The sequence below is a fragment of the Rheinheimera sp. genome (assembly GCF_965283995.1).
Lineage (GTDB): Bacteria > Pseudomonadota > Gammaproteobacteria > Enterobacterales > Alteromonadaceae > Pararheinheimera.
The window spans coordinates 1,662,814-1,674,801 of the sequence record NZ_CBDIQG010000001.1 but is presented as its reverse complement, the minus strand read 5'-3'; the positions used below and the strand labels follow the sequence as shown (position 1 = coordinate 1,674,801).

General features: G+C 53.5%; 13 protein-coding genes. 7 read left to right on the top strand and 6 right to left on the bottom strand.

Features of this window, described 5'->3' with window-relative positions; all coding sequences use genetic code 11:
- Nucleotides 1–2: 2 nt before the first annotated feature.
- Genes hisB through hisG form a run of 4 tightly spaced genes read right to left on the bottom strand, consistent with a single transcriptional unit; the run spans nt 3 to nt 4,471 of the window.
- Nucleotides 3–1,073 carry a bifunctional histidinol-phosphatase/imidazoleglycerol-phosphate dehydratase HisB gene (hisB, locus tag ACQ66Q_RS07670; protein WP_430456254.1) on the bottom strand — a complete coding sequence of 357 codons (1,071 nt, stop codon included), beginning with the start codon at nt 1,071–1,073 and terminating at the stop codon, nt 3–5.
- Nucleotides 1,073–2,194: a histidinol-phosphate transaminase gene (hisC, locus tag ACQ66Q_RS07665; protein WP_430456253.1), complete on the bottom strand. Its 1,122-nt coding sequence runs from the start codon at nt 2,192–2,194 to the stop codon at nt 1,073–1,075. Before hisC ends, hisB begins: the two co-directional genes overlap by 1 nt.
- On the bottom strand, nt 2,195–3,559 hold the full coding sequence (gene hisD, locus ACQ66Q_RS07660; protein ID WP_430456252.1) for a histidinol dehydrogenase: 1,365 nt from the start codon (nt 3,557–3,559) through the stop codon (nt 2,195–2,197). It lies immediately after the preceding gene.
- A gap of 3 nt (nt 3,560–3,562) precedes the next feature.
- On the bottom strand, nt 3,563–4,471 hold the full coding sequence (gene hisG / locus ACQ66Q_RS07655; protein ID WP_430456251.1) for an ATP phosphoribosyltransferase: 909 nt from the start codon (nt 4,469–4,471) through the stop codon (nt 3,563–3,565).
- A 533-nt stretch (nt 4,472–5,004) separates the two neighbouring features.
- On the opposite strand from hisG, the gene ACQ66Q_RS07650 reads away from it, so the two are divergent.
- The 3 genes from ACQ66Q_RS07650 to tsaB all read left to right on the top strand — a co-directional run bounded on the left by ACQ66Q_RS07650 (nt 5,005) and on the right by tsaB (nt 8,143).
- Complete coding sequence (locus tag ACQ66Q_RS07650) at nt 5,005–5,340, top strand: hypothetical protein (protein WP_430456250.1); 336 nt, start codon at nt 5,005–5,007, stop codon at nt 5,338–5,340.
- Between the two features lie 148 nt (nt 5,341–5,488).
- Entirely contained in the window at nt 5,489–7,429 is a 1,941-nt protein-coding gene (locus ACQ66Q_RS07645; protein ID WP_430456249.1) for an ATP-dependent DNA helicase, read from the top strand.
- Nucleotides 7,430–7,447: 18 nt separating this feature from the next.
- Nucleotides 7,448–8,143, top strand: a complete 696-nt coding sequence (gene tsaB, locus ACQ66Q_RS07640) for a tRNA (adenosine(37)-N6)-threonylcarbamoyltransferase complex dimerization subunit type 1 TsaB (RefSeq protein ID WP_430456248.1) — start codon at nt 7,448–7,450, stop codon at nt 8,141–8,143.
- A 14-nt stretch (nt 8,144–8,157) separates the two neighbouring features.
- On the opposite strand, the gene ACQ66Q_RS07635 is transcribed toward tsaB, so the two are convergent.
- Nucleotides 8,158–8,316 (bottom strand): hypothetical protein, encoded by a 159-nt coding sequence (locus tag ACQ66Q_RS07635; RefSeq protein ID WP_430456247.1) that lies wholly within the window; start codon nt 8,314–8,316, stop codon nt 8,158–8,160.
- On the opposite strand from ACQ66Q_RS07635, the gene ACQ66Q_RS07630 reads away from it, so the two are divergent.
- The 4 genes from ACQ66Q_RS07630 to ACQ66Q_RS07615 all read left to right on the top strand — a co-directional run bounded on the left by ACQ66Q_RS07630 (nt 8,315) and on the right by ACQ66Q_RS07615 (nt 10,586).
- Nucleotides 8,315–8,641: a hypothetical protein gene (locus ACQ66Q_RS07630; protein WP_430456246.1), complete on the top strand. Its 327-nt coding sequence runs from the start codon at nt 8,315–8,317 to the stop codon at nt 8,639–8,641. The two genes, ACQ66Q_RS07635 and ACQ66Q_RS07630, sit on opposite strands and share 2 nt — an antisense overlap.
- A 115-nt stretch (nt 8,642–8,756) precedes the next feature.
- Nucleotides 8,757–9,527 (top strand): SDR family NAD(P)-dependent oxidoreductase, encoded by a 771-nt coding sequence (locus tag ACQ66Q_RS07625; RefSeq protein ID WP_430456245.1) that lies wholly within the window; start codon nt 8,757–8,759, stop codon nt 9,525–9,527.
- Nucleotides 9,524–10,066, top strand: coding sequence for a DUF2878 family protein (locus ACQ66Q_RS07620; RefSeq protein WP_430456244.1), 543 nt, complete (start codon nt 9,524–9,526; stop codon nt 10,064–10,066). The genes ACQ66Q_RS07625 and ACQ66Q_RS07620 overlap by 4 nt, the downstream gene beginning before the upstream one ends.
- Nucleotides 10,056–10,586 carry a chalcone isomerase family protein gene (locus tag ACQ66Q_RS07615; protein WP_430456243.1) on the top strand — a complete coding sequence of 177 codons (531 nt, stop codon included), beginning with the start codon at nt 10,056–10,058 and terminating at the stop codon, nt 10,584–10,586. The genes ACQ66Q_RS07620 and ACQ66Q_RS07615 overlap by 11 nt, the downstream gene beginning before the upstream one ends.
- A 34-nt stretch (nt 10,587–10,620) precedes the next feature.
- Here the strand turns inward: ACQ66Q_RS07615 and ACQ66Q_RS07610 are convergent, their stop codons facing one another.
- The gene (locus tag ACQ66Q_RS07610; RefSeq protein ID WP_430456242.1) at nt 10,621–11,979 is read right to left on the bottom strand and encodes an alkaline phosphatase; all 1,359 of its coding nucleotides are present in this window, start codon (nt 11,977–11,979) and stop codon (nt 10,621–10,623) included.
- Nucleotides 11,980–11,988 lie beyond the last annotated feature (9 nt).

Sequence of the window (11,988 nt, the reverse complement as noted above, 5' to 3'; positions counted from 1 at the left end):
GATTAGAGCACACCCTTACTGCTCGGCAGCGCATCGCCGGATTTCAAAATGGCCTGACCTAAGGCCCGGCCGAAGGCTTTAAACAAACCTTCCACCATGTGGTGTTTATTGCCTGGCGATACCGACAAATGCAGCGTCATCAGCATGGCATCACAGAGACTGCGGAAAAAGTGTTCGACCATTTCCAGATTCAGTTCACCGACTTTGCCATCGCCAAGTGCAGCGTCAAATTTCAGCAGCGGCCGGCCGGATAAATCCAGCACCGCTTCGGCGCGGCATTCGTCCATTGGCAGCACAAAACCAAAGCGGTTGATGCCACGTTTGTCGCCAATCGCTTGTTTCAATGCCTGACCCAGTGCCAGTGCCGCATCTTCGACACTGTGGTGGTCGTCGATATGTAAGTCGCCGGTCACGGACAGTTGCAGCGAAAAACCGCCGTGGGTGGCGATTTGGTCGAGCATATGGTCAAAAAAGCCAATGCCGGTGCTGATTTGATTGCCGCCTTTGCGGTCCAAATCCAGCTGCACGCTGATATCGGTTTCACGCGTGGTACGGCGCACTGAACCTACGCGGCCGCGGCTTAGCAGCTGGCGGGTGATTTCAGCCCAGCCGAGCGTGGCGCGGTCGTAGCGAAACGATGGTAATCCCATATTTTCCGCCAGTTGCACGTCGGTCAGACGGTCGCCAATGACATAAGAGCGGCTGAAGTCGATGCGGCCTTGTTGCAGATAATCTTTGACCAAACCGAGCTTCGGTTTGCGGCAGCTGCAGTTGTCGCGCTCAAAGTGCGGACAAATCAGCACGTCGTCAAAGCGGATGCCTTGTGACTCTAACAGCTGCATCATCTTGTCATGCGGCGCATCAAAAGTGGGGCGCGGAAAACTGTCGGTGCCGAGGCCATCCTGATTGGTGACCATCACCAGACGGAATCCGGCATCCTGCAGTTTTAATAATGCCGGCACCAGCCCTGGCTCGTAGGCCAGTTTTTCTAACGAATCCAGTTGCTTATCAATTGGTGGTTCTTCCACCATAGTGCCGTCACGGTCGATAAATAAAATAGGCTGTCCGGCCATTATTGTTCCCCTGAACTGCGAGTAGTGGTTGCTTGTTGCGCACAAAATGTTTGGATCGCCTGCTCGAGCAGCGTCATTTCCGCCGGGCTGCCAATCGACACCCGAACGACCTGCGTGCAACCGAGCCGCTCTAAGCCGAGCTGACTGGATTGGTTGCGAATGAGGATGCCTTGGGCGGCAATGCCCTGCACCCAGGCTGCTGCATCGTCGACACCCAGCAACACATAGTTGGCATTGGAATTAAACACGCGGCGGACCTGCGGCAAGCTGGCGGCAAAACGGCTAAACGCAGTGCGCAGCTCGTTGATGGTTGCTACGCTTTGGCGCATCCGTTGTTGGCCGGTAACAGACAACGCCTGAGTGGCAATCTCGGCAACAGGCGCGGCGATTGGATATGGCGCAATCATTTTTTTCAGCGCGCTAATCACATCCGGGCTTGCTAAGGTAAAACCACAGCGCAGACCGGCGAGCGCAAAAGCCTTGGATAAAGTGCGCAGGATCACCAAGTTCGGATACTGTGCCAATAAATCCACCGTGGACGCCTCTGGCACAAATTCGATATAGGCTTCGTCAACCACCACTAAAGCGCTGTCGCGGTAAAACTCTAATAGATCAATGATTTGTTCCCGCGGGATCAAGTCGCCGGTCGGGTTGTTCGGGCTGCAGATAAACACCAGCTTGGTCTGCTGGCTTTGTTTGATCGCGGCTACATCCAACGTCAGCTCAGCAGTTAAAGGCACCACAGTGCGACCGACTTGATTACTTTGCGCACTGATGGCATACATGCCATAAGTGGGCGGGCAAATGACGATATTGTCGCTGCCAGGTTCACAGAAGCTGCGGATCAACAACTCAATACCTTCATCGGCACCACGGCTGACTAACACTTGCTCTGCTGCGACGCCGGCATAAGCGGCGTACGCGGCTATTAATGCCGGTGGCTGACAATCCGGATAGCGGTTAAAACTACCGTTTAACTGATACTCTGGTGCTAACGCGTTTTCGTTGGCATTCAGCCAGACGGAGCCACCGGACATCGACAAGCGCGCTGAGGCATAAGGCACCAGTGCTTTGACGCTGTCTCGGGCTAAATTACTGATACTGCTCATTGATTCGCTCACTTACTCACTCTCTTGCGGAATTGGGCTGAATTCGTCCTGCTGTTGCAGCTTTTTGCTCAGGCTTTTCAGCCTTAGCGTCACTGCATTGGCGTGGGCGTTTAAGCTCTCTGCGGTCGCCAGCGTGACGATGGCAGGGCCAATCGCCTGCAAGCCTTTGCTGGTCAGCGTCTGGACGGTATAACGCCGGTAAAAATCCAGCAGCGACAAACTGCTGTGATTGCGGCTGTAACCGTAGGTCGGCAGTACATGGTTGGTGCCGCTGGCGTAGTCGCCGGCAGATTCCGGGGTCCAGGGGCCAACAAAAATGCTGGCGGCATTTTTCAGTTGCGGCAACAGCTTGTCGTCTTGTGCGGTCTGGATGATTAAATGCTCAGGCGCGTATTGATTCGACACCTGCGCGGCTTGCGGTAAATCCTCCACCAGAATAAACCGGCTGTGATCCAGCGCTTTTTTCGCGATGATGGCGCGGGGTAACACCAACAGTTGGTCTTCCAGCCTGGCCATCGTATCTTTCAGTAATTTCTCGCTGGGGCTGAGCAGCATCACCTGCGAATCCATACCGTGTTCGGCCTGCGACAACAAATCTGCGGCGACAAAAGCCGGATCTGCAGTCTCGTCAGCTATTACCAGCACCTCTGAGGGACCGGCTGGCATATCAATGGCAGCACCCAGGGCGTCGCGTGATACTTGTTGTTTGGCTTCAGTGACATAGCGGTTGCCCGGGCCAAAAATTTTATCAACTTTGGCGATAGTGGCGGTGCCGTAGGCAAGGGCCGCGATCGCCTGAGCGCCGCCAATGGTGTAAATCTCGCGAATGCCACACAGCTGCGCGGCATAAACGATCTCCGGGGCGATATCGGACGCGAGCGGAGCGCCGGGCGGCGTGACCAACACGACACGACGACAACCGGCCAGCTGCGCTGGCACACCGAGCATCAACACCGTCGATGGCAATGGCGCGCTGCCGCCCGGGATATATAAACCGACAGCATCCATCGGCGCATATTTCAGCTCACAGACCACACCTGGTGTGGTTTCCACTACCAGATCCTGTGGCTTTTGTGCCGCATGGAATTTGCGGATATTGCTGTAGGCCAGTTCAATCGCGGCGCGGCGTTCATCGCTGAGTTTCCCCAGTAACAACTGCTGCTGCACGATGCTAAGTTCCAACGCATTATTGTCGATGCTGTCAAACTTCTGACTGTAGAACTTCAGCGCTTTGTCGCCGGTGTTACGCACCGCTTTGATGATGCTGGCGACTTGCTCCGGCAGTTCTTCGGCGTTTTTCAGTTTGGGCCGGCTCAATGCGCGGTTTCTGCCGGCATCGTCCAAATCGGCCCAACGGGTGATACGGATCTCGAGCATGATTTACTCCATCATTTTTTCGATCGGTAGTACCAGTATAGAACTTGCGCCCAATGCTTTGAGCTGTTCCATCGTTTCCCAGAATAAAGTTTCACTACTAACCACGTGTAAGGCCACCAGATCTTCGTTACCAGCCAGTGGCAATAAGGTTGGATTTTCTGCACCTGGCAGTAGCGCAATCACATCAGCCAAACGGGCGCGCGGCGCGTGCAGCATGATGTACTTACTTTCATTGGCCTGCATCACGCCTTGAATGCGTGGCATCAGTTTGGAAATCAGTTTCAGCTGTTTGTCGTCAGTCAGGTCGCGGCGCTGGATCAACACTGCTTTAGAACGATAAATCACTTCGACTTCTTTTAAGCCATTGGCTTCCAGTGTGGCACCGGTCGAGACCAGGTCACAAATTGCATCGGCGAGACCCGCACGTGGGGCCACTTCCACTGAGCCTTTTAAGTTCACAATACGGCAATTCACACCATTTTGTTTCAGGTAGCGATTGAGCAGGCGCGGGTAGGTAGTCGCGATAGTACGGCCCTGCAGGTCCTGAATAGACTGATAGTTTTCTTCCTGCGGCACCGCAATAGACAGCCGGCAGCCACCAAAATCGAGGCGCGCCAGCACAGTGTAATCGTAGCTTTCATTGTCAAGCTGGCGCTGCAGCGACATTTCTTCCAGCACGTTTTCACCGACAATACCAAGGTCGCAAACACCGTCCATCACCAGACCCGGAATGTCGTCATCCCGAACGCGCAGCAAATCGATGTCCATATTCTCGACGTGCGCAATCAGACGTTGCTCGCGCAGATTGATCTTCAGGCCGCAGCTGGTCAGCAGTGCCTGAGTGTCCTGTGACAGACGACCGGATTTTTGCATGGCGATACGCAGTTTTTTGCTTTCGATTAATGCGGACATCGGTATTTCCTCTGATTTAAAGTATAAAAACAACAGCCCCGGATCTCTCCGGGGCTGTTGTTACACACTTTGCACACCGGAGCTATCTGTCATTCATAGCCACCGGCCTCTCAGGCTTGGCTATGAGATCAGATGATGATGGTGGTGCAGTGTTGCAATTAATAACATGGTGAATGAGTTCCAGCTGCAAACGACGTCGTTTGACTGCGCTATTGATGTATACAACTTAAAGGTTTTTTTCTGCGACCGCAAGCCCGACCTGATAAGAAAATGCTGCAGTATTACTTGTGATGTTTTTGTATATGCATATGATAAATATCAATAAAACAAATTTACCCTAGAGCGGGAACCAAATTTCATCGAAAAATAACATCTCGTAAAATCGCCTGTAAAGTATATAAAATAATCAAGTTGTATAGTTTTACGGTTAAGCTGAACGCGCGATTTCAGTGATTGAGCTGCGGCGCTTTGTGCCGATACAACGATCAGTTACTCTGCTGTCAGCAGAGAAGAATATCGCCAGGGAGCCCATCATGGATGCCATTTTTCCATATCTGATCCGAAACACACCGGCGGCTGAGCCGTCACAACGTTTAATTGAACCGGTTAGCAAATACGCCCGGTTTAGTCCGGATGCACATGGCCATCATCATGAAATCTGGCAATACCGCGTCAGTGAACGGTATCCGCAGTCGCAACAAAAACAGTCACAGCAACAGCAGTCGAAACAACAGCAACAAGCGTCGCCTGAGCACTCAGCTGAACCTGTGGCCACCGCTGAGCCGCATTATTTACCTACCGGACATGCGGTGACGCCGGAAGCCGACCAACATGCCGATGCCGAAGGCCATCTCGACATTTATGTTTGAGGCGTGGCTGACGCGAAGTGTTTGGACCGCATCGTCGTCCTTTGGCATAATGCCGCCTTTACGCCGAACCCTGGGGTCTGCTTGTCCACTGCATCCGCTCTGCTGTTAATCGCTACTTGTCTGACGCTGCCTGGCGCCGGAGTCACTGATGCAGGCTGAAGTCAAAGCCGCTTTTGGGCCGGGTGGGGCGCTGGAGCGTGCGATCAGTGGGTTCCGCTCCCGGGATGCGCAACTCGAAATGGCCATCGCGGTGTGCGACAGTATCCGCGATGGTAAAGCGCTGGTGGTTGAGGCCGGTACCGGTACTGGCAAAACCTACGCCTATCTGGTGCCTGCGCTTTTAAGCGGCAAAAAAGTCATTTTGTCGACCGGCACCAAAAACCTGCAGGAACAGTTGTATTTGCGCGATTTGCCGCGTATCCAGGCCGCATTAGCGCAACCGGTGGCCACTGCATTGCTCAAAGGCCGCAGCAACTATTTATGCACCTTCCGTCTGACCCAGCATTATCAGCATGTGCCGGTGCAGGATGACGCGCTGATCCAGGATTTAAGCCTGATCAAAAAATGGTCGGCCGAGACCCAAAGCGGCGATATTGGCGAACTGACCTATATCGCGGAAGATTCCAAAGCGCTGCCTTATGTCACCAGTACCACCGACAATTGCCTGGGCAAAGACTGCCCGGATTTTGACGAGTGTTATTTGCTGAAAGCGCGCAAAAAAGCGATGAATGCTGATTTGGTGGTGGTCAACCATCATCTGTTTTTCGCCGATATGGCACTGAAAGATACCGGCTTTGGCGAATTGTTACCGAATATGGATGTGGTGATTTTCGATGAAGCGCACCAAATTCCCGACATCGCCAGCGATTATTTTGGCGAGACTTTTTCCAGTTCAGTGTTACTGGATTTGTGCCGCGACATCGATATCGCCTGCAAAACTGAACTACGTGATCATCCGCAGTTGGCCAAAACCGCCGACAAACTGGTCAGTCTGACCAAAGACTGGCGGCTGCTGCTGCCGGATGACCCGCAAAAAGGCAATTGGCGCGATCTGTATCAGAAACCGGATCAAAAGGTCGCCTTAAGCCGCATCAGTGACGTGATGCAAATGTTGTATCAGGTGCTCAAAGGCAGCCTCGGTCGCTCTGATCTGGTCGACAGCTGCTACGAGCGGCTGGCTTTGCTGCGCAACCGGCTGGAAAAATTACTCGACGTCGACAAAACCGGCATCAGTTTCTGGTTTGATACCAGCCGACGCCATATCAGTTTGCACTACACGCCGTTGTCGATTGCGGACAAGTTTCAGGAGCTGGTGTTTGACCAGCCGCGCTGTTGGGTGTTTACCTCGGCGACCTTGTCAGTCGACGGCGGCTTTGATCATTTTACCCGGCAAATGGGCTTAGGTGCGGCGCGCACGCTGCAGCTTGATAGTCCGTTTGATTATCCGAATCAGGCCATGTTGCTGGTGCCGCGTTATCTGCCGGAACCGACCGATGCGAAAATGGCGCAGGCGCTGCTGCAGCTGGCAGTCCCATTGATTGAAGCCAATGAAGGTCGTTGTTTTTTTCTGTTTACCAGTCACCGCATGTTGCAATGGATGGCGCAGCAGCTGCCCGACTATATCCGCCTGCCGGTGCTGGTACAGGGCAGTACCAGTAAACGCGTGTTGCTGGAGCAGTTTGTCCAGCTGAAGCATGCCGTGTTATTGGGTACCGGTTCGTTCTGGGAAGGCGTCGACGTTCGCGGCGATACGTTGAGCCTGGTCATTATTGATAAACTACCCTTTGCCTCTCCGGATGAACCGCTGCTCCAGGCGCGTAGTGAAGATGCACGGTTAGCCGGGCAAGACCCTTTTGCCGTGGTGCAGTTACCGCAAGCTGTGATCACGCTGAAACAAGGCGTAGGTCGCCTCATTCGTGACGTGTCCGACCGCGGCGTGCTGGTGATTGCTGATAACCGGCTGGTCAGCCGGCCTTATGGTGAAGTTTTTTTAAAATCGCTGCCGCCAATGCGCCGCAGCCGCAGTCCGCAGGCTGCGATTGAATTTTTAACGGCGATCCACGCTGATAGTGGATCGGAGCCGTCTTAAGCATAACAGGAGCTTGATGTGAAATTACTGGCGCTGGATACGTCCACCGAAGCCTGTTCAGTGGCGCTGCAATATAACGACCAACGACTGACGCTGGATGAAGTCTGCCCGCAGCAACATAGCAAACGCATTCTGCCGATGGTGCAACAGCTGCTAGCAGAATCAGACCTTGGCCTGAACCAGCTGGACGGCATTGTGTTTGGCCGCGGTCCCGGCAGTTTTACCGGTGTCCGGATTGGGGTCGGCGTGACACAAGGGCTGGCCTTTGGCGCCGATTTGCCGGTGTTTGGCGTGTCGACATTACAGGCCATGGCACAAGCTGCGGTGCGTCTGCACCAGGCTAGTCAGGTGATTGCAGCCATTGATGCACGGATGGCGGAAGTTTATCTGGCGCTTTATCAGCAAGACGCTGACGGCCTGATGCAGGCTGTTTCGGATGAACTGGCACGAAAACCGGCGGACTTGCCAGCGTTGGCGCTGCAGGGCGATATTTGGGCCGTTGGCACGGGTCTGGTCACTTATCCTGATGCTTTTAAGCAGTGGGCTGCAGATCAGCAGCTTCAGATCAGCAGTCAGGTCTTGTTGCCATCGGCGCAGGACATGCTGACGCTGGCGACTCCGGCCTGGCAGCAGCAATTGTTTGTTGCGGCAGAGCTGGCAGAACCGGTTTATGTGCGTGACGAAGTGACCTGGCAAAAACTGCCGGGGCGCTAAACCCGGGCTTGGTTTCATTCAGGTAAAAAAGCGGCAATAAATTGCCGCTTTTTATTGGGCTGTAAGCCTTGCCAGATAAGGTCTGCAGCCATTTTCACCGAAAGCTTGGCAACGGTCGTTTTCTGGTTATAATGCCTGATAACTGTCCATTTTTTCCTACGGATGTTTTGCATGTCAGTGACGCTCAGTCAGGATCTCAATCGTGCCGGTGGCCTGCGTCAGGTCAATGGTGGCGTGGGTCCGCGCGCGCTGAAAGATGCCACCGGAAGCCCGTCACAAAGCGCCTCGCAAAATACGCAAAATGCCACACCACAAGGACAGGGAGTCAAAAGCTCTGCCGAAGTGATGGCGCTGCTGGATACGGAGCAACTCAGCCGTGCCAGCTACGACGAGCCGGACCAACGCCAGCAAAAAGCCATTTCGGCTTATCAGGCTTTTGCCAGTCAGGACAAACGCGAGCAGTTACAGCAAATGTTTGCTGTTGATCTATACGCCTGAATCACTCTCTCCCTCTATCTCTCTATTGAACAATTCGCTGGTTTTTCATGCCGGCATCAATCCATCTGTGTCGAACCGCCGTAACTGATCCAAAGCATTACGGAAAGGATTTGTTATGCAGACTCAGTCTGTTTGTTTAGTGACCGGCGCCAGTTCAGGCCTTGGTCGTGCTATTGCGCTGCAATTTGCCCGCAGCGGCTGGCAAGTAGTGGCGTTGGCCCGTAGTCAGGGACTGCTGGAACAGCTGCGCAGAGAGCATGCTGGTATTGATATTTTGCCGGTTGATCTGACCGACAGCGCACAGCTAGCGGCCGCTACCGCAGAACTGTCCGCGCGATATGGCCGGCTGGATCAGGTCATTCTGAATGCTGGTACCTGTGAATATGTCGAGGCGGAGAATTTAGACCTCGGCGCATTTGAGCGTACTTTCTGTCTCAACGTACAGGCCGTAGTCGCCTGTACTAAAGCCTGGTTACCGCTGTTACAGGTAAGCACCATGCCAAGACTTGCCATTGTCAGCAGCCTGGCGCATCTGTTTCCGTTTGGCCGGGCTGAAGCCTATGGCGCCAGCAAAGCGGCCATCAGCTATTTTACCGATAGTCTGCGGGTTGATTTAGCAGATACCCCGGTCCAGGTGAGCCTGATTGAACCGGGTTTTGTTGACACACCCCTGACGCAAAAAAATGATTTCCCGATGCCGTTTTTACTCAGTAGTACCGACGCTGCCAGCCGGATTTACCGGGCGTTGGCGCTTGGTAAGTTACGTCTGCAGTTTCCGCTGCGACTGACCCTGAGCCTGAAGTTTCTCAATCTTTTGCCCTATGGCCTTCGGCAGAAACTGGCTGCGCGGATGGCCCGGCAAGCAGCCCGCGGAGCGTCGCAATGAACACATTTAGCCAACAGTGGTTGAGTTTCGCCGAGCCAGGCTGGCGTCAGTTATTGATTTTTAAAGCGGGGTGGTTAGGCCTGGTGTTACAGCCACTTTACAGCGCCGCCATTATTGCGTCGTTATTGCTGTGGTTTATCTGGCAACTGAAGCTTCCGCAGCGACAGGCATTACTGACATTGTGGGCCTCCGGGCTTTTGCTGGACCTGTTGTTAACGCTCAGCGGCTTGTTCCAATTTGATACGACCTTGCTGCCTTACTGGCTGGTATTGCTATGGGGCTGGTTCAGTCTGTTTTGGCTGATGCTGTTTTCGCGCTGGTTGCCAAGTCCGCTTTTAGTTGCACTATTTGGATTGGTTGGCGGACCTCTTGCGTATTGGGGCGGTGCGCAGCTTAGCAGCAGCCTGCAAATCATGGACGGTGCTGAATTCTGGCTGGTAATGGCGCCAGCCTGGGCCGCCTTGCTGTTGTGGTCACGCCAGACGGAAGCGTGGTGGCAGCAATATCATCTGAACAGGAGCCGGAATCATGTTAGTTAATCGCTTGGTGCGCGGCCTGCTATTTGGCAGCGCTTTGTTCACTTTAATCCCTGCTCAGGCCACCGAGACGCCGCTACAGACTGTCGGGCAGGGCCAGTTTAGCTATTTGTTCTGGGATCTGTATGAGGCGCGTTTAGCGACAGCGGATGGACAATTCAGCAACTACCAGCAGAACAAGCCGGTACTGCTGGAACTGACTTATCAACGTGATATCAGCAAAGCGGATTTTGTCGAAGCAACACTGGACCAGTGGAAAGCGCAGCAAGGCGCCTTAGAATCACGGCATCAGGACTGGGCTAAACAATTGACCTTGCTGTGGCGTGATGTGAAAAAAGGTGACCGGCTGGCCTGTTTATACCGCGCCGATGGCCTGGTTGAATTCAGTTTTAATGGTCAGTCTTTGGGCGTGGTGGCAGATCCGGCTTTTGGCGCTGAGTTTCTCGATATTTGGCTCGGCGCGAACACAACAGCGCCAAAATTAAGGCTGGCGTTACTGGGGCAAAATAAAAACGGCAGCTGAAGCTGCCGTTTTGCGCAAAAACTATCCGCTACTGTTATTTCTTCTCAATAAAATTCAGCAGCTTGCTGGCAATCGCTGTGTTGTCCTGGAAACCGGCAAATTGCTGCGCGTCTTTGCCATAGGCCAGCACCGGCACATCAATCGCGGTGTGGGCGCCGCTGGTCCAGCCGGTATTGGAATATTTGTCGATCAGTTTTTTCGCCTGTTTGGCCAAAGGTTCCAGTAAATCAGCTTCAGCTTCCAGCACGTCGGCTTCTTTGCGCCAGTCTTTGGCCGCATAAACCGGCGCCAGCTGATTGATTTGTTGGCTCAGTGCCTGCCATTCGCTGTCGGCTAACTTCAGACCAGTTTGCGCCAGCCAGACCTGTTTCTGTTCGGCCGCTTTGGCTTTCACTAATGATTTTGCCAATACCGGACCGGTTTGTTTCACCGCTTTGATCACATCGCGGTTCCAGGCATAAATGCCGTTCGCACCCAGTGACAGTCCACCGGTTTCGTGGTCGGCGGTGATCACCAGTAAAGTGTCCGGATTGGCATCAACAAAAGCTTTGGCCGCTTTGATGGCGTTGCCGAAATCATGCATTTCTGCCATGGCACAAGCCACATCGTTGGCATGGCCACACCAGTCAATCTGGCTGCCTTCAATCATCACAACAAAGCCTTTTTCTGCACCGCTCAGCAAGGTCAGTGCTTTTTCGGTCATCTGTACCAGCGGCTGTTGCACCGGGTTGTCTAAAGTACTGGGGAAACCAACCGGAGCTAATAAGGCCAGTGCAGGTAACGTTTTGATTTTACTGAAGTCCTGCCAGCTGTTGGCATACTGATAGCCGGCTTGTTTAAACTGATTGGCCAGATGACGGTCTTTACGCTCGAAGTAGCTGGTGCCACCGCCAAACATCAGATCTGCGACAAATTTGCCATCGACTTTGTTATCAAAATAGTCATTGGCAATTTCATCATAGGCTTTGCGGGTTTTGTTGTGTGCGACAAAAGCGGCCGGTGTCGCGTGGTTGATTTGCGCGGTGGCAACAATACCGGTGGCTTTACCCTGGTGCTTGGCGATCTCCAGCATCGTGGTCAGTTTATGGTGATCATGGTCAACGGCAATAGCCCCGTTGTAACTTTTAAACCGGGTCGACAGGGCGGTCGCGCCGGCAGCAGAATCGGTCACTATGGTGTCATCATCCGGGTATGTGGTGGCGACACCGACCCACAGTTCATCAAAAATAGTCGCTTCGACCGCTTTGGTTGCCGGGTCATCCATGTAATAACGGTACGCAGACAAATAAGCTGGCCCCATGCCGTCACCGATCATATAAATGATGTTTTTTGGTGCTGCCATCGCAGAGGCAGGCAGCAGAGCGGCCAATACAGCCAGAGAAAGTTTATTCATGATGGTTCG